Origin of the sequence: Sanguibacter sp. HDW7 (assembly GCF_011300875.1) — a bacterium.
In the GTDB taxonomy this organism is placed as follows: domain Bacteria; phylum Actinomycetota; class Actinomycetes; order Actinomycetales; family Cellulomonadaceae; genus Flavimobilis.
This window is the reverse complement of record NZ_CP049862.1, coordinates 1,492,741-1,512,032: the sequence shown is the minus strand read 5'-3', so window position 1 is coordinate 1,512,032 and position 19,292 is coordinate 1,492,741. Positions and strand designations below refer to the sequence as shown.

The window sequence follows — 19,292 nt, the reverse complement described above, 5'->3', positions numbered from 1 at the left end:
CGTCCGGCCACCGGCCGGGCGCCGCTCGTGCGTGAACCGTCGGGGGACGCGCGCCGGGGACGCGTGACCCGCGGCGTCTCCGGGGCCATGATGGGCGCATGGACCTCACGCGCCCCGTCGCCCCGGACCCCTACACGTCCCTGCCGGCCGTCCCGTCGTTCACGCTGACGAGCGAGACTCTCGTCGACGGTGCGGCCATGCCGGCCGAGCACACCGCCGACGGCGGGAGCACCTCGCCGCAGCTGTCGTGGACGGGCTTCCCGGCCTCGACACGCTCGTTCCTCGTCTCGTGCTTCGACCCCGACGCACCGACGCCCGCCGGCTTCTGGCACTGGACGGTCGTCGACATCCCCCTCGAGACGACGTCGCTCGACGAGGGCCTCGGCGAGTCCGACCTCATGCTCGACGGCGCGGCGTTCCACGTCCGCAACGACGGCGGCAGCTTCGACTACACCGGCGCCGCCCCGCCCGCAGGCGACCGCGCGCACCGCTACGTCTTCGCGGTCCACGCCCTCGACGTCGACACGCTCGACCTCGACGCCGACGCGTCCCCCACGGCCGTCGCGTTCACGGCGCTGTTCCACACGGTCGCGTGCGCGACGCTCACCGTCACGCACGAGCGGTGACGCGGCACGTCAGGGTCGCGGCCTCCGACGACGCCGACGCGCTGGCCGCGCTCGCGGCCCTGACGTTCCCGCTCGCGTGCCCGCCGGGCACCGACCCGGCGGACGTCGCGGCCTTCGTGCGCGGCAACCTCACGGCCCCGCACCTCGCGGCGCACGCCGTCGACCCGTCGTGCGACCTGCTGCTCGTCGCCGACGACGCGGCCCCGGGCGCGCCTCTCGCGTACGCGCTCGTGCTCGACGACGCGCCGCCCGCGACCGCCGTCGTGCCTGCGCCGTCCCGCATGCTCTCGAAGCTCTACGCGCACCCGGACATGCACGGCACGCCCGTCGCGTCGCAGCTCATGGCGGCGGTGCTCGACGCCTCCCGCTCGCGCGGGGCGGCGGCCGTGTGGCTCGGCGTCAACCAGCTCAACGAGCGCGCGCAGCGGTTCTACGCCAAGCACGGCTTCGAGGTCGTCGGGACCAAGCACATGCAGGTCGGCGACCGCACGCACGACGACTACGTGCTCGCGCGGGCCCTCTGACGGCGCGCCTCAGCCGAGGGTCGCGTCGGCCGCACGTCGGGAGACGTCGAGGACATCGCCCGACTCCGCGAACCAGGCCCGCTGGCGGCGCGCACCCCCGCCACGGGCCCACAGGCCACCGAGGAGCTCGGTGACGGCGTCGAGGTCGCCCGCGTCCTCGAGCGCGGGACGCACGTGCTCGACGAGGCTCCCGACGACGTCGTGCGCCGACGCCTCCGCCCACGTCGCCGGGTCGACGAGGACGTCGCCGAGGCCCGACCTGCTCGCCCGCCATGCGGCGGCGCGCAGCACCTCGGGGTGCAGCGCGGTCGGGACGAGGCCGTCGGCGTGCTCCCGCGCGGCCGTCTCGACGAGCGCGCGGGCGAGCGCCGCGACGAGCGTCGCCGTCGCGGGTGCGAGGCACACGTCGGCGACCCGGATCTCGACGGTCGGGTACCGCGCCGAGAGCCGCGCGTCGAAGTAGATCATGCCGACGTCGAGGATCGTCCCCGTCGTGAGCAGGCGCGCGACCGCGTCGTCGTACGCCGCGACGGACCCGAACGTCCGCACCGGGCCTGCCGTCGGCCAGCGGGACCACACCTGGGCCCGGTAGGACGCGTAGGACGTGTCGACGCCCTGCCAGAACGGCGAGTTCGCCGAGATCGCGAGGAGCGGCGCGAGCCACGGCCCGATGCGGTCGAGCACGGCGACACCCTCCGCGCGCGAGGCGACGCCGACGTGGACGTGGCAGCCGCTCGTCAGCTGCTCGTCGGCCGTGAGCCCGAACTGCGCCGCGGCACGGTCGTAGCGGCGCGACGGCACCCGGGTGCCGAGGACGTGGACGGGGCTCGTGCCGACGGCGGCGATGCGCGCACCGAGGGCCGCCGACGCCTCGTTCGCGCGGACGCGGCCCGCGCGAATCTCCGCGTCGAGCGTCGCGAGGTCCGGGCACGGCGGGGTGCCGGTCTCGATCTGCTCGAGCATGAGCTCGTGCTCGAGCCCGCCGCCGGGCACGTCGTCGGGGCCCTCGCGGACCTCGCGCGGCGCGGCGTCGAGCACGGCGCCGGCAACGGCGGTCGGGTGTCCTTGCTCGTCGACGAGGAGGAACTCCTCCTCGACGCCGACTGTCCTGGGAGCGGTCATCCTCCCAGCGTCCCAGCGCATGCCCCGCTGCGCGCGTCGGGGGGAGGTGTCAGTCCCGCACGCGCGTCGCCCACCCGGCGACCGCGACGGCCGAGGCGACGTTGAGCGAGTCGACCCCGCCCGCCATGGGGATCTTCACCGTGAGGTCGCACGCCGTGATGGTGCGCGGCTTGAGGCCGTCGCCCTCGGTGCCGAAGACGAGCGCGAGCTTCTCCGGGGTGTCGCGCTCGAGCACGTCGAGGCTCACCGAGTCGTCCTCGAGCGCGAGGGCCGCCACCGTGAAGCCGAGCTCGCGCAGCAGCTCGACGCCGTCGGCCGCCCCGTCCGCGGGGCCCGCGGGCCAGTGCTCGAAGCGGGTCCACGGCACCTGGAAGACCGTGCCCATCGAGACCCGCACGGCGCGCCGGTAGAGCGGGTCGGCGCACGACGGCGTGAAGAGGACTGCGTCGACGCCCATGGCGGCGCACGCGCGCATCGCGGCGCCGACGTTCGTGTGGTCGACGGTGTCCTCGAGGACGACGACCCGGCGGGCGCCCTGACCGTCGCGCGCGGACGCGAGCAGCTCGGCGACCGGCGCGAGCGGCGGCCGGTGCATCGACGCGAGCGCACCGCGGTGCAGGTGGAAGCCCGTCACCTGCTCGAGGACCTCGGCCGTGCCCGTGTAGACGGGCACGCCGGGGTGCTCGGCGAGCACGTCCGCCATCGACGGCAGCCACTTGTGCTCCATGAAGAACGACCGCGGCCGGTGCCCTGCGGCGAGCGCCCGCCGGATGACCGTCGAGGACTCGGCGATGTAGAGGCCCTTGCCCGGCTCGGTGCGCGAACGCAGCCGCACATCGGTGAGCGAGACGTAGTCCTCGAGCCCGGGGGCGGTGACGTCGGTGATCTCGACGAGGTCGACGTCGGCGGGCAGCACGGGGTGAGCGGGGGTCGTGGGCACGGTCCATTGTCGCGCACGCGCGGGGACCACGTGCCGTCCCGTGACCGCGACGGACGTGACGGGCCGCACGCCGTCGACCGACCACGGGACTGCGTCAGAGCAGGTTGTGGGCCCTCGCGGTGCGCGAGCCGAGGAACGCGCCGACCGCGCCGAGCAGCGCGAGGACGGGGATCGCGACGAACGCGGTGTGCGTGCCGACGGCGTCGGCCGCCGCGCCGAGCAGGAACGGCGCGAGACCGACGGTCGCCCCCGCCACGAACGTCGCGACGGCCTGCGCCCGGTCGGCCCCCTCGCGCGCGATGCCGAGCAGCAGCGCGATCGACAGCGGGTACTGCGCGCCGTAGCCGAGGCCTGCGACGACTAGGCCCGCGACCGCGACGCCCGGGGTCTGCGCGGTCCACAGGACCGCCCAGCCGAGGATCGCGACGAGGAAGCTCACGGCGAGCACGCGGTCGGCCCCGGCCCGGCGGGTGAGGACGGTGCCTGCGAAGCGGATCGTCGTCATGCCGACGAGGAGGCCTGCGGTCGTCGAGGTCGCGATGCTCGCGTCGGCCCCTGTCCGCTCGATGACGAGCGACGTCGACCAGTACGTCGTCGCGTTCTCGAGCGCCATGGCGGCGACGAGCGCGACGAGCAGGCCGCGCGAGCCCGGGGCGAGGCCCCGGCGCGCGGGCGACGGGGCGACGGCGTCGGGCTCCGGAGCAGCCGCGGGTACGGCGTCGGTGGCGTCCGCGCCCTCGCGCGGGAGCCGGGAGATCGCGACCGCAACCGTGACGGCGAGGAGGATGGTCACCGCGACCGCGGCACGCCAGCCCCAGCCGATCCCGACGGCGAGTCCGACCGCGAGCGGGCCGACAAGCCCGATCCCCGAGCCCGCGCCGTTGGCCTCGGTGATGACGGCGGGCGCCGAGGCGCCGTGCCTCCGCGAGAGGTTGAGCTGGGCGACGGAGAGCGCGAGGTTGCCACCGAGCGCGACGACAGCGAGCGACGGGAGCGTCGCGGCGATGCCCGGCCCGAGGACGAAGCCGGTGACGCCCACCGCGACGAGGGCGAGGCTCACGACGAGCAGACGCTGGGGGCCGAGCGCCCGCAGGAGGCGCGGCAGGAGCAGCGCCGCCGTGACGGCACCCACAGCCATGGCCGTGCCGTGCAGACCAGCGACGGCCTTCGACACGCCGAGGTCCTCGGCGAGGAGCGGCACGGACGGGCTGAAGGAGTAGATGAACCAGCCCCACACGACGAGCACCGAGTAGTGCGTGAGGGTGTAGCCGTCACGGCGGAAGGTCGTGGGAGCGAGGTCGGTCACGACAGGATCATCGCAGGCCTCGGAACGATCCGACGACACCGGCACCATGGGCGACGGCGGACGCTTCCGCACATGCGCGACGGCACGCCCCGGAAGGTCCGGGACGCGCCGTCGGGTGCGTCGTGCTGCTGGGCGCCGTGCGTCAGATCGCGGGCGGTGCCGGAGGCGTCGGCGGGGCGGGCGGCTGCTCGCCGTCCTGCACCGGCGCCTGGTACGGCTGCGCCGGCGGCTGCTGGTACGGCTGCGCGGCCGGGGCCGCGTGCGAACCCTGCTGCGTCGGCACGCCCGGCTGCTGGCCACGGGTCGCGTCCGGGTCGAACGGACGGCCAGAACGCTGACCCGCCGCCGTCGCGTCGACCGTTGCGGCCTCGGCCTGACGTCGCGCCTCGGCGAGCGCCTCGGCCGGGTTGCGCAGGCCCGAGGACTCGAACGAGAGACGCTCGCGACGGCGTGCCGCCGCTGCCTCGGCGTCGTCTGCCGGAGGCATGGGGACGGTCGGGACCGTGCCGCCGAGGCCGGCCGAGATCGCGCCGAGCGCCGCGGTGAACTCCGTCGGGACGAGCCAGAGCTTGGAGGACGAGCCGTTGGCGATCTCCGGAAGCATCTGCAGGTACTGGTACGCGAGGAGCTTGGGATCGGCGTCGCCGGCGTGGATAGCGTCGAAGACCTGGAGGATCGCGCGCGCCTCACCCTCGGCCTCGAGGATGCGCGACTGCGCAGAACCCTCGGCGCGGAGGATCGACGCCTGCTTCTCACCCTCGGCCGTGAGGATCTGGGACTGCTTGACGCCCTCGGCGGTGAGGATCGCGGCGCGGCGGTCACGCTCGGCGCGCATCTGCTGCTCCATCGAGCCCTGGACGGACGCGGGCGGGTCGATCGCCTTGAGCTCGACACGGTTGACGCGGATGCCCCAGCGCCCGGTCGCCTCGTCGAGGACGCCACGGAGCTGGCCGTTGATCTGGTCGCGGCTCGTGAGCGTCTGCTCGAGGTCCATCGAGCCGATGACGTTACGGAGCGTCGTCACGGTGAGCTGCTCGATACCGACGATGTAGTTGGCGATCTCGTAGACCGCCGACTTGGGGTCGGTCACCTGGAAGTAGATGACGGTGTCGATGCTCACGACGAGGTTGTCCGACGTGATGACGGGCTGCGGCGGGAACGAGACGACCTGCTCGCGGAGGTCGACCTGCGCGCGGACGCGGTCGACGAACGGGATGAGCAGGTGCAGGCCGGCCTCGAACGAGTGCGAGTAGCGGCCGAGGCGCTCCACGAGCCACGTCTGGGCCTGCGGGACGATGCGGACGGACTTGCCGATGACGATGAGGACGACGATCGCGATGATGATCGCGAGGACGAGCCCGAACGTCAGCTGGGGTGAGTCGCTCGCGGCGGCGAGCGTGGTCACGGGAAGGTCGGTCATGCTGCGGCTCCCTGCTGTGGTGTGCGGTGATGTGGTTCAGCGGCCCGTCGCGACGCGCGACGGTGCGGCGCGGCCACCGGGTACGGCCCGGCCGCGCGGGGGCTCAGGCGTCGGTCGTGCGCGCCGAGCCGGCGAGAACGACGATCGCCGTCGCGCCGGCGATCCGCACGACACGGACCTCGGCGCCGACCGGCAGGACGGCGTCACCCTCGGTCCGCGCGGACCAGACCTCGCCTGCGAGCTTGACGAGCCCGGCGCCCTCGGAGACCTCGTCGATGACGACGGCACCGCGGCCCGTGAGGGCCGCGACGTTGGTCTCCGGGAGGTCCTCGCCTCGGCGACGTAGCGACTTGAGGAGGAAGGGGCGCAGCGCGACGAGCAGGATCGCCGAGACGAGGGCGAACGCGACCACCTGCCAGAGGATGCTGCCGTCCGCCGCCGACACGATCGCGCCCGCGAGCGCACCGCCCGCGAACATGAAGAGCACGAGATCCAGCGTCAGCGCCTCGATCGCGATGAGCGCGAGCAGGATCGCGATCCACCAGTACCAGTCCACGACGTCCCCCTTCTGGCCGACGGCCATTTTACCGCTACTTTACCAGTCGAAGGCCTGTCTGTCCCGTGGAACGGCGCGTGCGTCTCAGCGTCCGCGCGCGGCGAACCTGTTGCCGTCGCGCGTGACGACGAGCGGCAGGCCGAACGCGTCGGAGAGGTTCTCCGACGTGATGACCTGGTCGATCGGACCGGCGAGGAACGCGCGCCCCTGGCGCAGCAGGAGGGCGTGCGTGAAGTTCGGCGGAATCTCCTCGACGTGGTGCGTCACGAGCACGAGGACGGGCGAGCGACGGTCGCCCGCGATCTCGGCGAGGGCCGCGACGAGCTCCTCGCGCCCACCGAGATCGAGGCCCGCAGCGGGCTCGTCGAGCAGCAGGAGCTCGGGGTCGGCCATGAGCGAGCGGGCGATCTGCACCCGCTTGCGCTCACCCTCGCTCAGGGTGCCGAAGGTGCGACGCTCGAAGCCGGTGAGGCCGAAGAGGCGCAGGAGATCGTTCGCGCGGCCGTGGTCGACCTCGTCGTAGCGCTCACGCCAGCGGCCCGTCATGCCGTAGGCGGCGGTGAGGACGACGTCCTCGACCGTCTCGACCGCGGAGATGGTCTCGGCGAGCGCGGCGCTCGCGAGGCCGATCCGCGGGCGGAGCTCGGAGACGTCGACGCGGCCGAGCCGCTCGCCGAGGATGACGGCCGAGCCGCTCGTCGGGTGCATGCGGGCAGACGCGATCTGCAGGAGCGTCGTCTTGCCCGCCCCGTTGCGGCCGAGGACGACCCAGCGGTCGGAGTCGTGGACGGTCCAGGAGACCTCGTCGAGGATGTGGTTTCCGGAGCGGCGGACGGTGACGTCGTGCAGGGCGAGGACCTCGGTCATGGCCCGAGCCTAACGGCGACGAACCCGCGACGTGGCACGGCACCCCGGCGTACCGTGGAGACGTGAGCGGCGCCACCTCGCCCGTGCCCCGTTCCGTGCGCCTCGCGCTGTGGCTCGCGGTCGAGGGCAGGCCGGCCCCGGGTGCGTCCTGGGGAGGTACGGCCGCGCCCGTCGCCGGCGCTGCGCGCGCCCTGGGCGCCGCGGCCGACGGCGACGACCCGCACACGCTCCGTGAGGGTTCCGGCGACCTGCCGCGTGGTGCGGAGTTCTGGGAGCCCTCCCCCGGTGCGCTCGTCGACGTCGTCGCGCGCTGGCTCGGACCCGGTTGCCGAGCGGTCGCGCTCCTGCCGTCCGACGACGACGGCGCCGCGCTGCCCGTGCTTGCGCCGCGCCACGCGCTCACGGCGGGCGAGTGCCTGCTCGTCACGTCCGACGGCGCCCACGTGCTCGCGGTGCCGCACGTCGAGCGCTACGGCTCGGCGTGGGAGTCGGGGCACGCGGTCGCGTGGTCGCTCCACGAGGTAGGGCCGTGGGAGCGCCGCATCGAGGACGCGCTCGGGTCGCTCGAGGACGCGCGTGCCGCGCTGCGGCACGCGCTCATCGTCGCCGCCCCGATGCTGCCGACCCTGGCCGACGACGCCTCGGGGCCGGCCGGGCCGCTGCCCGAGCTCGACGAGGAGGCGCTCGTGGCGCTCGCCGAGGCGGCGCGGGCGCGGGCCCTCGTCGCCGCGCTCCCGACCTCGCCCCGCGTCGCGGGTGTCGAGAGGGCTGCCCGACGGCTGCTGTCGGCCGTGACGTGGCACGTCACGGCTGCGCAGGAACCGCCTCAGCGGCCGTCGAGCACCGCGCGGTAGACCTCCATCGTGCGCTCGCCGATCGCCGTCCAGGCGAAGTGCTCCTCGACCCGGCGGCGGGCCGCCAGGCCCATCTCGGCCGCACGCTCGGGGTCGGAGACGACGCGCACGAGGGCGTCGGCGAGGTCGTTGACGAAGCGGTCCGGGTCGGTCGGCGTGCCGGTGCCGTCCTGCACCTGCTCGATCGGCACGAGCAGGCCCGTGACGCCATCGTCGACGACCTCGGGGATGCCGCCGGTCGCGGAACCGACGACGGGCAGGCCGACGGCCATGGCCTCGAGGTTGACGATGCCGAGGGGCTCGTAGATCGACGGGCACACGAAGACCGTGCACGCCGCGAGCAGCGCGACGAGCGTCTCGCGCGGGAGCATCTCCTCGATCCACACGACGCCCGAGCGGCGCTTCGAGAGCTCGGCGACCGCGGCCGAGACCTCTTCGGCGATCTGCGGGGTGTCGGGCGAGCCCGCGCACAGGACGAGCTGGACGTCGGCGGGCAGCTGCTCGGCCGCGCGCAGCAGGTACGGCAGGCCCTTCTGGCGCGTGATGCGGCCGACGAAGACGACCGCGGGGCGGCCGGGGTCGACGCCGAGACCGCGGACGGCGTCGTCGCCGACGCGCGCAGCCTCGCCCGTCGGGCGCTGCCACGCGTCAAGGTCGATGCCGTTGTGGACGACGTGGACGCGCGCCGGGTCGATCGACGGGTAGGAGCGCAGGATGTCCGCGCGCATGCCGCCCGAGACCGCGATGATCGCGTCGGCCGCCTCGTACGCCGTGCGCTCTGCCCACGACGACAGCGCGTAGCCGCCGCCGAGCTGCTCGGACTTCCACGGCCGCAGCGGCTCGAGCGAGTGCGCCGAGATGACGTGGGGCACGCCGTGGAGCAACGAACCGAGGTGGCCGGCGAGGTTCGCGTACCAGGTGTGCGAGTGGACGAGATCCGTCCCCGCGACCCCGGCCGCCATCTCGAGGTCGACACCGAACGTCGACAGCGCGGGGTTCGCGGCTGCGAGCTCCTCGGGTGCGGTGTAGCCCGTGACGCCGGGCTGCTCCGTCTCGTCGCGAGGACCGTCGAAGCAGTGCACGCGCACGTCGGCGTGCGCGCGCAGGACCGCCGAGAGCTCGGCGACGTGCACCCCCGCCCCGCCGTAGACGAAGGGAGGGAACTCACGGGTCAGAAGGTCGACTCTCACACGACGAACCGTAGCGGCCCGAGCGTCGCCGCACAGCCTCGGCACGCCCGCGTCCTGTCGCATGTGACCGGTGGATGACCAGACTGCGACATCCTTCGCGTCGGTGGTCCCGGAACTGCCCGTGTGCCACTAGGGTTTCGTCATGGCTGCTCCTCGGGTCCTGGCAATCGTCCTTGCAGGCGGAGAAGGAAAGCGGCTGATGCCACTGACGGCGGACCGGGCCAAGCCCGCGGTGCCGTTCGGCGGCATCTACCGCCTCATCGACTTCGCGCTGTCCAACCTCGTGAACTCGCACTACCTGCAGATCGTCGTGCTCACGCAGTACAAGTCGCACAGCCTCGATCGGCACATCTCGAAGACCTGGCGCATGTCGCACCTGCTGGGCAACTTCGTGGCGCCGGTCCCCGCGCAGCAGCGCGTCGGCAAGCACTGGTACCTCGGCAGCGCCGACGCGATCTACCAGTGCCTCAACATCATCCATGAGGAGAAGCCCGACATCGTCGTCGTCGTCGGCGCCGACCACGTCTACCGCATGGACTTCTCCCAGATGGTCGACGCCCACCTCGAGTCGGGCGCAGAGCTCACGGTCGCGGGCATCCGTCAGCCGATCGGGCTCGCCGACCAGTTCGGCGTCATCGACACCGACCCCGCGGACCCGACGAAGATCCGCGCGTTCCTCGAGAAGCCGACCGACCCGGTCGGGCTCGCCGACTCCCCCGGCGAGGTTCTCGCCTCGATGGGCAACTACGTCTTCACCGCCGAGGCCCTCGTCGAGGCCGTGACCCGCGACGCGGACGACGCTGCGAGCCGGCACGACATGGGCGGCGACATCGTGCCCGCGTTCGTCGAGCGCGGCACGGCAGCCGTCTACGACTTCATCCGCAACGACGTGCCCGGCTCGACCGACCGTGACCGCGACTACTGGCGTGACGTCGGGACGCTCGACGCGTACTACGACGCGAACATGGACCTCATCGCGACGCGACCCGTGTTCAACCTCTACAACGGCGACTGGCCGCTCTACACGGGCTACGTCGGGCTCCCGCCCGCGAAGTTCGTCCACGCGGGTGCCGGCCGGCTCGGTCACGCGGTCGACTCGATCGTCTCCCCCGGTGTCATCGTCTCCGGGGCGCAGGTCTCGGGCTCGATCGTCTCCCCCGGCTCGCGCCTGCACTCGTGGTCGATGATCGCGGACTCCGTCATCCTCGACGGCGTCACGGTCGACCGCTACGCCCAGGTCAACCGCTGCATCATCGACAAGAACGTCATCATCGAGGAGAACGCGCGCGTCGGCTTCGACGCCGAGTTCGACCGCGCACGCGGCTACACGGTGACGGAGTCCGGCATCACGGTCATCCCCAAGGGAGCGCGCGTCACGCGCTGACCCGTGCAGCACCACCCGACGACGACCCCGGCCGCACACGCGGCCGGGGTCGTCGCACGTTCGGGGTCGGCATGGTTCGGGGCAGGCGTGCGTCCGCGTGGCGGGCCGCGCGGACGGCGCGCCCGGAGCGTCCCTATCCTTGCTCCGTGACCACTCCCCAGGCCGATCGCTGGCTCCTCGTCATGGACGTCGACTCCACCTTCATCACCGCGGAGGTCATCGAGCTTCTCGCCGCCCACGCGGGCGCTCGTGAGGAGGTCGCGGCCGTGACAAGCGCCGCGATGCGCGGCGAGATCGACTTCGGCGAGTCGCTCGAGCGTCGCGTCGCGCTCCTCGCGGGACTTCCGGACTCGGTGTTCGACGACGTCCTCGCGGAGGTCACGGTGACGCCGGGCGCGCTCGAGCTTGTCGCTGAGGCGCAGTCGCGTGGCTGGGTCGTCGGGCTCGTCTCGGGCGGCTTCGAGGAGATCGTCGTGCCACTCGCCGCCCGCGCCGGCATTACGCGCGTCCGGGCCAACCGCCTCGAGTCCGAGGGCGGCACGCTCACGGGCCGCACGACCGGTCCGGTCATCGACCGCGAGGTCAAGGAGGAGACGCTGCGTGCGTTCGCCGCCGAGGAGGGCATCGACATGTCACGCACGATCGCGATCGGCGACGGTGCGAACGACCTCGCGATGATCGGTGCGGCAGCGATCGGCATCGCGTTCGACGCGAAGCCCGTCGTGCGCGAGCAGGCCCCGTTCAGCATCGACGGGCCGCGGCTCGACGCAGCGCTCGAGATCATCGACCGCGAGGTCGCAGCCCTCACGAGCTGAGCCCCGCCCCCGCCGGCAAGTTCTGTGCGCTCCTGCACGGCCGAGCCGTGCGAGCGGCCAAGGGGCCGCTCCCTGAGCCAGTTCATTGCGCACGGGCACCCCGTGGTGGTCCGCCGACGCAATCAACTCGGTCGGCAGCTGAGCCGACCCAGGCTCGTTGCGCGGACGCACCCCTCGATGGTCCACCGACGCAACGAACCGCACCGCGCGCCGGCACCCAGGTGGCGGCCCGGCACGCACGCGGCAACGTCTGCTCCGTAGACGACGAAGTCCCTCCCGCCGAAGGCGGGAGGGACTTCGCTGGTCCTCAGACCTGCGGGCGGAAGACTCCCTCGAGGCGTGCGCCCCCACGGCTCCAACCGTCCCACGGGCCCTCGGCCCGCAGGACGGAGAGCGACGCTGTCGGGACGCCCGCGCGCACCTGCGCGACGGCCGACGAGTCGGAGCCGTCACCCGCGAGGTAGGCCGCGAGGCCCGACACCGCAGGCTCGTGCCCGACGACGAGGACAGTGCGGACCCGGGCGTCGACCCCGCGCACGGCCTCGAGCAGGTCGCCCGCGGACGCCGCGTAGAGCTCGTCACGCAGGTCGACCTCGGGCTCGATCTCGCGCAGGCCGGCGCGCGCAAGCTCCCACGTCTGACGCGTGCGCAATGCCGTCGAGACGAGCACGACCTCGGGCAGCAGTCCTGCGTCCTGGAGGTGGTGCCCCACGGAGGACGCCTGTCGGCGCCCCGTGAGTGCGAGGGGTCGGATCTCGTCGGAGCCGCCCTGAGCGGGCTCGGCCTTCGCGTGGCGGAGGACGACAAGCGTCCGCGTCGTCGTGGGCATGGAACTAGAGTCCCATAGCGTGAACCCCGCCGTCGACGTGGACGATCTCGCCGGTCGTCGCGGGGAACCAGTCGCTCAGCAGCGCGGCGACTGCGCGGGCGGTCGGCTCGGGGTCCGTCTGGTCCCAGCCGAGGGGCGCGCGCTCGGGCCAGCCGCCCTCCATCTTCTCGAAGCCGGGGATGGACTTCGCGGCCGTCGTGCGGATGGGGCCGGCGGAGACGAGATTGACGCGGATGCCGTCGGGGCCGAGGTCGCGCGCGAGGTAGCGCGACGTCGACTCGAACGCGGCCTTGGCGACGCCCATCCAGTCGTAGACGGGCCACGCGAACGACGCGTCGAACGTCAGGCCGACGATCGAGCCGCCGCCCGTCATGAGCGGCTTGACCGCGACGGCGAGCGACTTGAGCGAGAACGCGGAGACCTCGAGGGCCGTGGCGACGTCCGCCCACTCGCCGTTGAGGAAGTTGCCGCCCATGACGGACTGGGGCGCGAACCCGATCGAGTGGACGGCACCGTCGAGGTGGTCGACGTGCTCGCGCAGCCGGTCGGCGAGCGTCGCGAGGTGCTCGTCGTCGGTGATGTCGAGCTCGATGACGGGCGCGGGCGCCGGAAGTCGCTTGGCGATCGCCTGCGTGAGACGCATCTGCCGGCCGAAGGACGTGAGGACGACCTCGGCCCCTTCGAGCTGGGCGAGGCGCGCGACGTGGAACGCGATCGAGTGGTCGGTGAGGACACCGGTGATGAGAAGCTTCTTGCCCTCGAGGAGGCCCATGGTCAGTTCCTTTCGTCGCGCGCGCGGGCGGCGACGGCCTGGGCCGTGCGCACCCTTGCGCGGTGAGTTCCGCAGAAGAGGATATCGGTGGTCAGTGGCCCATGCCGAGCCCGCCGTCGACGGGCACGACGGCGCCCGAGACGTAGCCAGCCTCGTCGGAGGCGAGGAAGTGGACGACGCCTGCAACCTCCTCGGGTCGCGCGAAGCGGCCCGCGGGGATCGACGCCTTGTACTGCGCCTGGCGCTCGGCCGGCAGCGCGTCCGTCATGGCCGTCTCGATGAAGCCGGGGGCGACGACGTTCGCGGTGATGCCGCGGCCGCCGAGCTCGCGCGTGATCGAGCGGGCCATGCCGACGAGCGCGGCCTTCGACGCCGCGTAGTTGACCTGGCCGGGGCCGCCGTAGAGGCCGACGACCGAGGAGATGAGGACGATGCGCCCTCGGCGCAGGCGGATCATGCCCTTGGAGGCGCGACGCACGCAGCGGAACGTGCCGGTGAGGTTGACGTCGATGACCTGCTCGAACTCCTCGTCGGTCATGCGCAAGAGGAGCTGGTCCTTGGTGACGCCGGCGTTGGCGACGAGCACCTCGACGGGGCCGAGCTGCGCCTCGATCTCCGTGAACGCGGCGTCGACGGCCGCGGTGTCGGTGACGTCCGCGATCGCGCCGACGACGCCCTCGGGCAGGTCTCCGCCGCGGTAGATCGTCGCGACGCGGTCGCCCGCGGCGACGAAGCGCTCGGCGATCGCGCGGCCGATGCCGCGGTTGGCGCCGGTGACGAGGACGGTACGGGGCTCGGCCACGAGGGGACCTCCAGGGGATGTCAGGGGCGGGTCGGCCCGGGTGAGCGGGCAGTCCTATCGAACGGGATCCGACAGGTGGTCAGACACGTCCGACGCTACCTGCGTGCGGGCGGCGCGCACGTGCACGGCGCACGCACGCGCCCCGCGCGCAGTTTGTGGGATTCCTACAACGTCGTGCCACGCTCGCGCGCCACGGCGCGCAGCGTGTCCGCCCCGGTCCCAACGAGCTCCGCGTCGGGGTCGTGCGCGACCTCCCAGTGGTCGATGCCGCCGAGGCCCTGCGCGAGCGCCCAGCGGGTCTTGGCCTCGATGGCCGTCGGGTCGTCGAACGTCCACCACTCGCGTCGCTGCGCGTCGTAGCCGTACGTCGCGTTGAACTTCCCGTCGACCGTGTCGTGGACGATCTCGAGGTCGCGCTCGCGCAGCCTGTCCCAGCCGAGCGCGGCCGAGCCGTCGTCCTGGGTCGCGAGGCCCTCGGCCGGGCCCCACGGCTCGCGCTCGCAGCTGCGCCAGCCGTAGCCGTAGTCGGCCATGCCGAGGTTGAGCTGCGCGGGGTCGACCCCCGCGTCGACGTACGTCGCGACGACGGTCTCGATGCCGCGACCGCTGCCGCGCGCCGGGTCGGGGTCCGGGTAGACGTTGCCCTGGTGGCCGGGCGTCGCGTCCCACGGGCCGCGCAGGTCGTAGCCCTGGAGGTTGCCGAAGTCGAGGGCGCGGAACATCTCGGGGGTGTTCCAGCCGCCCGCGACCGCGGCGTCGTGGCTCGCGGGGAGGAACGCGGAGATCTCGAAGGTCCGGCCGGTCTCGGTGCCGAGCTCGTCGAGCGCGCGGCGCAGCTCGGCGGCGAACGCGAGGAAGTTGTCGCGGTCGTGGTCGAGGTCGACGCCGTTGCCGGGCATCTGGGTCTCGGCCGGCATGGCGGGCCACTCCCAGTCGAGGTCGATGCCGTCGAAGATCCCGGCCGCGCTGCCGGGGCCGCCGCGGCCGTCGACGAGCGGCAGGTTGCCGCGCAGCCACACGTCGACGAGCGAGGCGACGAGCGCCGTGCGGCGCTCGGGGGTCGCGACGGCGTCGGAGAACGAGCGTGACCAGGCCCAGCCGCCGAGCGAGACAAGCACGCGCAGGTGCGGCAGGCGCTCCTTGAGGAGGCGCAGCTGGTGGAGGATCCCGGCGAGCGGCTGCTCGGGCGTGTCGGCGACGCCTGCGACGGAGTCCTCGGCGCTGAAGAGGTGGAGCATCTCGGCGACGAGGTTGCCCGCGACGTCGGTCTCGCCGCCGTGGGGGTCGAGGTGGTCGGAGAGGAACGCCGTGTACGGCTCGACACCGTCGAGCCCCCGCACGCCTCGTGCCCGGGCGGCGTCGAGAGCCTCGGCGGAGCCGGCGATGTTCGCGAACGCGTAGTTGAGGTGCGTGAGGTGCTCCCCCATGGCCCCGTCGACGAAGAGCCGTCGCAGGGTCGGGCCGCCCGGACCGGTCGCGCGCCAGCTCGCGTAGTAGCCCACGCTGCGGAGGCCGGCGGGGATCGGGGTGACGTCTGACAACGTGGGGCTCCTTCGCTCTGCGCACCGACGGGTCGTGCCCGTCGTGGGGGCGCGGCGGTGCGCCCGCACCCAGCATGGTCGGTGGTAGCGCTCCTATCCGGGAGGCTCGCGCCCCGCCGGAGGGCCTTGTCCTGCCATCGACCCGCGGCCTCCGTCCCGCCCCACGACGACTAGACTCGGACGGTGGGACGCAGAAGGTCGGAGCAGGTGCATCGCGTGAGCGACGCCCCCGAGCCTCTCGCGGTCGAGCAGGCGCGCCGCATGCGCTCCTACCTCGTCCAGATGGGCATCCGCGTCGTCTGCATCGCGCTCGCCGCGGCCGTGCCCTCGTGGCCGCTGCGCTGGGTGTGCATCGCCGCGGCCGTCGTCCTGCCGTACACGGCCGTGCTCGTCGCGAACGCAGGTCGCGACCGCCGGACGACGGGTCCGGTCATGCTCGACCCGCGGGCCCTGCCCGCGGCGCCCCACGACGACGCGGCGCCCGACGGCGCCGACGGCGGCACGACGCCGCCCACCACGACGGAGGACCGATGACCGCGACGGACCAGCCCACCCCCGCCGACGAGCTCGTCTGCTCGGGCAAGGGGTGCCGCGCCGACGCATCGTGGGCAGTCCTGTGGCGCAACCCCAAGATCCACACGCCCGAGCGCCGCAAGGTATGGCTCGCGTGCGACGACCATCGCGACCACCTGGAGAACTTCCTCGACCTGCGCGGCTTCCGGCTCACGACGATCCCCGTCGCCGACCTCGGACCGGCCGACGGATGAGCGACTCCCCCGCCGAGGTCCACCGCACGCGCTCGCTGCGCGAGTGGCTCGTCCTGCTCGTCGGCGTCCTCGTCGTCGCGGCGCTGTGCGTCGCCGCAGGCCGCTGGCAGTGGCACCGCTACGAGTCGAAGAAGGCGCGCGTCGACACGATCCAGGCGAACTTCTCGGCGACGCCGGTACCTCTCGGCGACATCCTCCCGGCGGCGGGCTCGACGCTCGCGGCAGGTGACCAGTGGCGTCCCGTCGAGCTCGAGGGCGCGTACGTCCCGGGCGCCGAGGTGCTGCTGCGCAACCGGCCCGTCGGCTCGACGCCCGGCTATCACGTGCTCGTGCCGTTCGAGGTCGCGGGTGACCCCGCCGTCACCGTCGTCGTCGACCGCGGCTTCGTGCCGATGGGCGCCGACGGCGCCTCCGCGGCCGAGGTCCCGGCGACGCCGGCGGGCCCGACGACGGTCATCGCTCGCCTACGTCTCGACGAGGACCCGAGCGACCGCGGCGCGCCCGCCGGCCAGGTGCAGCGCATCAACGTCGCACAGGTGCTCGCCGCCGCGGGCCTGCCCGCGACGACCCCGACGATCGGCGGGTACGGCGCGCTCGTCGTCGAGGACGGCGAACCCGCGCCCGGCCTGTTCCGGCTCCCAGACCCGGACCTCGACCTCGGCTCGCACCTGTCGTACACGTTCCAGTGGTTCGTCTTCGCGATCGGCGCGATCGGCGGGTTCCTCCTGCTGCTGCGGCGCGAGCGCCGCGAGGCGACCACGCGCGCGGCGCTCGCGGCCGGTCCGGTCGTCGTGCCCGACGACACCCCCGACGATGTCGCCGCCTGGCTCGACCCGTCCCGCCGACGCGCAGAGCCGTCCCGGCCACGCCGCCGTGCGAGCGGGCCGTCGGACGAGGAGATCGAGGACGCCGAGGCCGAGCGCCTGGGGCGCTGAGCATCTCTGGGCACGGATGACGTCCGATGGTGGCCCACACACCGATGCCGTCGAGTGCGTTGGCTTCATCAGCACACGCACGAGAGGGCAGGACATGGCGAAATCGGGCAAAGCCCGCGAGGCCGAGGGCAGGGACAAGGGCCGGCCAGCGCTTGCCACGACAGAGGAGCTACTGCGTGTCGACCGCTGTCAGGTCGGCGTCGGGGCGCGACGTCGTGATCGCGGAGTCGCGTGCAGCCGTCGGCACCGAGAGACGCGACGTCATGGTTCTGCCTACGGGCCGTTGGAAGCGTGGAGTGTTCTCGACTCACTGGTACACCCTTCTTCTCCCAGCCGTCGCACCTCCATGCAGCGCTGCCCACGTCGACGTGGCGCTGAGGATGTTCAGAATGGACAGGACTTCCCCGCGCCGTAGCGAGGTCGGGCATTCTTCGCTGACCCACGGTCGGCACCATGCGCCATGCTGGGTGGATGAATCGAGCAATCGATGTCGATCTTGTCCGGGCGCTGGTCGCCGAGCAGTTCCCCCACTGGCGGGGACTGCCGATCACGCAGGTCCTGCCGGGCGGATGGGACAACCGCACGTTCCGGCTCGGCAACGAGCTGACCGTGCGCCTGCCGAGCAGCGAGGCTTACGTACTGCAGGTCAAGAAGGAGCAGTACTGGCTACCGCTCCTGGCGCGACAGCTGCCCGTCGCGATCCCCGAACCTGTCGGCATCGGACGGGCCACCGAGCGTTTTCCCTACCCGTGGTCGGTCTATCGGTGGCTGCCCGGCCGAGCGCCGTCAGCCGACCTCGTCGCGCACGACGTACGCTTCGCAGCCACGCTGGGCGACGCGCTCGCCGCACTCCAACGGGCGGACCCTTCGGGTGGGCCTCTACCCGGCCCGCACAACTTCCGGCGCGGCGACTCGCCCGTGGTCTACGAGGCGGAGGCGCTCCGCGCGATCGACGCGCTGGGCGACACGATCGACGTCGTCGGCGTGAGCGAGGTCTGGGAAGCCGCGACCAGCACCCGCTGGCGGGGTGAACCTGTCTGGTTCCACGGCGACGTCAGCGAGGGCAACCTCCTCGTCGACGACGGGGGCGAGCTTGCCGCCCTCATCGACTTCGGGACCATGGGCATCGGCGATCCCGCCTGCGATCTGGTGATCGGGGTCGCGGCGATGCGCGGCGACGCCCGCGAGGCGTTCCGCGAGCACCGGGCGCTCGACGCCGATGCGTGGGCGAGGGCGCGTGGCTGGGCGATCTGGAAGGCACTGATCGTCGCAGCACGACTCACGGGGTCACACGCTCCCGAGTCCGAGGCACGCAAGGCCCGCCGCACCATCGACATGGTGCTCGAGGATCACCGGCGAGCCGCCTGAGGCTCGGCGAGCTCGTCATCTGTGCTGCACCGGCCAGAGCAGCAGGTTGACCAGAGGCTCGATGGAACCTGCTCTGCACACGACAGCGACGCGAACGTGGCGGACGCGACTACCTGGGCATTGTCGTTCTCCGACGTCGCGAAGCCTTCGCCCACGACACCCGTCAAACGTTCGTTTCACGGATGCACGCGCGTCGACGCGACGACCGTCGTGCGATCGGCAGCCTTCCCGACTCCCGACGCCCGGGCGACACGCTCATCGTGACCGCGTTCGACAGTCGCGGGCGCTCTGCCGCAGGGCCGCGCGGGCACCAATCCCTCTCGCGTCTACATGCTGAGCGGGACCTTCTGCGGTCCTTGGCCGCCGACGAACGTGCAGACCGCAGCCGCGACGCTCGCCACCGACGTCGCGCGCGAGGATCTCGTTCGGCCCGCGCGCGCGGGACCAGAGCCTCGACGATGCCCTGGCGATCAACGCCGAGCACATCGACGAGCGCACCCGCGTCCTGGCCGAGGCCGCATCCGCCGCCTCATGGGCGGGTCACGTCGCCCCCTACCTGCCGGGCCGAGAAGAGCAGCTCGCGGCGATCGCTATCTATTGCGACCGGTACGACGTCGAGCCCCCCCTCCCCGATCGGGCCGCGACCGCCGAACCCTGGGCGCCGGCGCGGTTGC

20 protein-coding genes are annotated in these 19,292 nt (G+C 73.0%); 9 read left to right on the top strand and 11 right to left on the bottom strand.

Annotation, left to right across the window (positions count from 1 at the left end; translation table 11 throughout):
* Window positions 1-98 precede the first annotated feature (98 nt).
* On the top strand, window positions 99-626 hold the full coding sequence (locus G7063_RS07070; RefSeq protein WP_166413763.1) for a YbhB/YbcL family Raf kinase inhibitor-like protein: 528 nt from the start codon (window positions 99-101) through the stop codon (window positions 624-626).
* Window positions 623-1,150 carry an N-acetyltransferase gene (locus tag G7063_RS07065; protein ID WP_166413762.1) on the top strand — a complete coding sequence of 176 codons (528 nt, stop codon included), beginning with the start codon at window positions 623-625 and terminating at the stop codon, window positions 1,148-1,150. The genes G7063_RS07070 and G7063_RS07065 overlap by 4 nt, the downstream gene beginning before the upstream one ends.
* Before the next feature lie 9 nt (window positions 1,151-1,159).
* On the opposite strand, the gene G7063_RS07060 is transcribed toward G7063_RS07065, so the two are convergent.
* The 6 genes from G7063_RS07060 to G7063_RS07035 form a co-directional block, all read right to left on the bottom strand.
* Window positions 1,160-2,272: a glutamate--cysteine ligase gene (locus tag G7063_RS07060; protein WP_166413761.1), complete on the bottom strand. Its 1,113-nt coding sequence runs from the start codon at window positions 2,270-2,272 to the stop codon at window positions 1,160-1,162.
* 49 nt (window positions 2,273-2,321) lie between these two features.
* The gene (locus G7063_RS07055; RefSeq protein WP_240916225.1) at window positions 2,322-3,212 is read right to left on the bottom strand and encodes an RNA methyltransferase; all 891 of its coding nucleotides are present in this window, start codon (window positions 3,210-3,212) and stop codon (window positions 2,322-2,324) included.
* A gap of 94 nt (window positions 3,213-3,306) precedes the next feature.
* Window positions 3,307-4,518, bottom strand: a complete 1,212-nt coding sequence (locus G7063_RS07050) for a sugar MFS transporter (RefSeq protein WP_240916224.1) — start codon at window positions 4,516-4,518, stop codon at window positions 3,307-3,309.
* A 142-nt stretch (window positions 4,519-4,660) separates the two neighbouring features.
* Window positions 4,661-5,938 (bottom strand): SPFH domain-containing protein, encoded by a 1,278-nt coding sequence (locus tag G7063_RS07045; protein ID WP_166413760.1) that lies wholly within the window; start codon window positions 5,936-5,938, stop codon window positions 4,661-4,663.
* 103 nt (window positions 5,939-6,041) lie between these two features.
* A complete protein-coding gene (locus G7063_RS07040; protein WP_240916223.1) occupies window positions 6,042-6,521 on the bottom strand; it encodes an NfeD family protein in 480 nt (159 codons plus the stop codon).
* Window positions 6,522-6,578: 57 nt separating this feature from the next.
* Entirely contained in the window at window positions 6,579-7,361 is a 783-nt protein-coding gene (locus G7063_RS07035; RefSeq protein ID WP_166413759.1) for an ABC transporter ATP-binding protein, read from the bottom strand.
* A gap of 62 nt (window positions 7,362-7,423) precedes the next feature.
* Here G7063_RS07035 and G7063_RS07030 point away from each other — a divergent pair, with 62 nt between their 5' ends.
* Complete coding sequence (locus G7063_RS07030; protein WP_166413758.1) at window positions 7,424-8,215, top strand: hypothetical protein; 792 nt, start codon at window positions 7,424-7,426, stop codon at window positions 8,213-8,215.
* Here G7063_RS07030 and glgA read toward each other — a convergent pair.
* Window positions 8,188-9,405: a glycogen synthase gene (gene glgA / locus G7063_RS07025; RefSeq protein ID WP_166413757.1), complete on the bottom strand. Its 1,218-nt coding sequence runs from the start codon at window positions 9,403-9,405 to the stop codon at window positions 8,188-8,190. The genes G7063_RS07030 and glgA overlap by 28 nt on opposite strands.
* A 142-nt stretch (window positions 9,406-9,547) precedes the next feature.
* Here glgA and glgC point away from each other — a divergent pair, with 142 nt between their 5' ends.
* Together glgC and serB are read left to right on the top strand one after the other, a co-directional pair.
* Window positions 9,548-10,789, top strand: coding sequence for a glucose-1-phosphate adenylyltransferase (gene glgC, locus G7063_RS07020; protein ID WP_166413756.1), 1,242 nt, complete (start codon window positions 9,548-9,550; stop codon window positions 10,787-10,789).
* A 146-nt stretch (window positions 10,790-10,935) separates the two neighbouring features.
* Window positions 10,936-11,604: a phosphoserine phosphatase SerB gene (gene serB, locus G7063_RS07015; protein ID WP_255454246.1), complete on the top strand. Its 669-nt coding sequence runs from the start codon at window positions 10,936-10,938 to the stop codon at window positions 11,602-11,604.
* A 307-nt stretch (window positions 11,605-11,911) separates the two neighbouring features.
* Here serB and G7063_RS07010 read toward each other — a convergent pair whose 3' ends face one another.
* The 4 genes from G7063_RS07010 to G7063_RS06995 all read right to left on the bottom strand — a co-directional run bounded on the left by G7063_RS07010 (window position 11,912) and on the right by G7063_RS06995 (window position 15,548).
* Entirely contained in the window at window positions 11,912-12,433 is a 522-nt protein-coding gene (locus G7063_RS07010; RefSeq protein WP_166413754.1) for a histidine phosphatase family protein, read from the bottom strand.
* 4 nt (window positions 12,434-12,437) lie between these two features.
* Window positions 12,438-13,205, bottom strand: a complete 768-nt coding sequence (gene fabI, locus G7063_RS07005; protein WP_166413753.1) for an enoyl-ACP reductase FabI — start codon at window positions 13,203-13,205, stop codon at window positions 12,438-12,440.
* Between the two features lie 91 nt (window positions 13,206-13,296).
* A complete protein-coding gene (gene fabG / locus G7063_RS07000; RefSeq protein WP_304610656.1) occupies window positions 13,297-14,007 on the bottom strand; it encodes a 3-oxoacyl-ACP reductase FabG in 711 nt (236 codons plus the stop codon).
* A 164-nt stretch (window positions 14,008-14,171) separates the two neighbouring features.
* Entirely contained in the window at window positions 14,172-15,548 is a 1,377-nt protein-coding gene (locus G7063_RS06995) for a glycoside hydrolase family 18 protein (protein ID WP_166413752.1), read from the bottom strand.
* A 216-nt stretch (window positions 15,549-15,764) separates the two neighbouring features.
* On the opposite strand from G7063_RS06995, the gene G7063_RS06990 reads away from it, so the two are divergent.
* The 4 genes from G7063_RS06990 (at window position 15,765) to G7063_RS06975 (ending at window position 18,618) form a co-directional block, all read left to right on the top strand.
* A complete protein-coding gene (locus tag G7063_RS06990; RefSeq protein WP_240916222.1) occupies window positions 15,765-16,082 on the top strand; it encodes a DUF3099 domain-containing protein in 318 nt (105 codons plus the stop codon).
* Complete coding sequence (locus G7063_RS06985) at window positions 16,079-16,315, top strand: hypothetical protein (protein ID WP_166413751.1); 237 nt, start codon at window positions 16,079-16,081, stop codon at window positions 16,313-16,315. The genes G7063_RS06990 and G7063_RS06985 overlap by 4 nt, the downstream gene beginning before the upstream one ends.
* On the top strand, window positions 16,312-17,250 hold the full coding sequence (locus G7063_RS06980) for an SURF1 family protein (protein WP_166413750.1): 939 nt from the start codon (window positions 16,312-16,314) through the stop codon (window positions 17,248-17,250). The genes G7063_RS06985 and G7063_RS06980 overlap by 4 nt, the downstream gene beginning before the upstream one ends.
* A 471-nt stretch (window positions 17,251-17,721) precedes the next feature.
* On the top strand, window positions 17,722-18,618 hold the full coding sequence (locus G7063_RS06975) for an aminoglycoside phosphotransferase family protein (protein ID WP_166413749.1): 897 nt from the start codon (window positions 17,722-17,724) through the stop codon (window positions 18,616-18,618).
* Window positions 18,619-19,292: the final 674 nt, after the last annotated feature.